1 protein-coding gene is annotated in these 1,648 nt (G+C 39.8%); it reads left to right on the forward strand.

Annotated elements, in window-relative coordinates; genetic code table 11:
- Window positions 1–740 precede the first annotated feature (740 nt).
- On the forward strand, window positions 741–1,385 hold the full coding sequence (locus FTV41_RS14635) for a quinolone resistance pentapeptide repeat protein QnrD1 (RefSeq protein WP_012634451.1): 645 nt from the start codon (window positions 741–743) through the stop codon (window positions 1,383–1,385).
- The last annotated feature ends 263 nt before the right edge of the window (window positions 1,386–1,648 follow it).

Here is a 1,648-nt window from a genome sequence, read left to right on the forward strand (position 1 = left end):
GTGATTCAGCGAGGATTTCACGTGCTTTGTTGGTGATAGTTTTATTTTCTCGTTCAGCAATGATTTGAAGTTTATCTTTGAGATCATCTTCAATTCTAAAGCTCACCGTTGTTGTTTTTTTGCTCTCTGCCATTAATTCCCCTTTTTTCTCGTTGTCTAAAAACGTTGACGTACAAGGCTCTAAGGTGTGTTACCTATGCGTTTTTAATTGGTTTGTTAAAAATATCTCCAAATACAAAATTACAGGCACGAGGGCGACGATACACAAACGGGGACAAAATGGGGACATTTTTACCGTTTATTACCGTCGCGTACTCAGGGGGCTTTCCCCTGATACCCCGAAGCCTCTACGAGTCTTTTTCTGACGCGCTGCGCTTGTCCAACGATTCACAGACAGATAAAAATTTTATCTGCCCGTTCACCGTTTATGAGTCAAACGGGAAGATAATTATTTTGAAGGTTAAGGGGTAATTTTTGTGGCTAATAAAATAATGTTAAAAACGAAGCCAAACGGCACAGAAACCGTTCTAAACTTTCAGGGTAGATTTGGGTGTTTGATAGGGTGATCGTGTCTTAAAATCGTTTTGAGGGGCTTTAATGCGGATGAATGGGCGGTTTTAGTAAACTAACTCGCCCGTTTAACATAAAAGGGATTGTATGAATCAATTTTAGCTAGAGTTTAAGGTTGTTCAAATTAATGTACAATGATTGCACTGTATAAATAACCAGGTGTAGCATGTATGGAAAAGCACTTTATCAATGAAAAGTTTTCACGAGATCAATTTACGGGGAATAGAGTTAAAAATATTGCCTTTTCAAATTGTGATTTTTCAGGGGTTGATTTAACTGATACTGAATTTGTTGATTGTAGTTTTTACGACAGGAATAGCTTGGAAGGGTGTGATTTTAATAGAGCCAAACTAAAAAACGCTAGCTTTAAAAGCTGCGATTTATCAATGAGTAATTTTAAAAACATTAGCGCCTTAGGTCTTGAAATTAGTGAGTGTTTAGCTCAAGGAGCTGATTTTCGAGGGGCTAATTTTATGAATATGATAACTACAAGGTCATGGTTTTGTAGTGCTTATATAACCAAGACAAATCTTAGTTACGCTAATTTTTCTAGAGTCATATTAGAAAAGTGCGAACTGTGGGAAAATCGCTGGAATGGCACTGTGATAACTGGCGCCGTGTTTCGTGGCTCCGATCTTTCTTGTGGGGAGTTTTCATCGTTTGATTGGTCTTTGGCTGATTTTACTGGTTGTGATTTAACGGGTGGGGCGCTTGGCGAGCTTGATGCAAGGCGAATTAATTTAGATGGAGTGAAGTTGGATGGAGAGCAGGCGCTTCAGCTTGTTGAGAGTTTAGGTGTTATTGTTCACCGATAAAATCTAGGTAAAAAACGCCTAATGCCCCAATGTGGTACTAATCAAAACGGAGCGAAGCGACATCTTCATCTTGTCTTTGCTTTTCTCCATGATCAGTTATTGGGTCATGGTCTCTTAGCTCGTTAATCTGGCTAAGTCTGGTTAGGTTGGGCTTCTTTCGACGGTGCAATCCAAGAAATCCCTAGTCCGTTGATTGGTGCTCTTATCAGGTACGCACTGTAATCTTTCGATACCGCAGCGTGATTCGGAGGCAGAGCCGGAAT

Origin of the sequence: Acinetobacter sp. YH16051 (assembly GCF_013417135.1) — a bacterium.
GTDB classification, from domain to species: Bacteria; Pseudomonadota; Gammaproteobacteria; order Pseudomonadales; family Moraxellaceae; genus Acinetobacter; species Acinetobacter towneri.

Bases quoted from the DNA above. Each gene is read 5' to 3' on its own strand.
- FTV41_RS14635 (WP_012634451.1), top strand. From the start codon at position 741: ATGGAAAAGCACTTTATCAATGAAAAGTTTTCACGAGATCAATTTACG.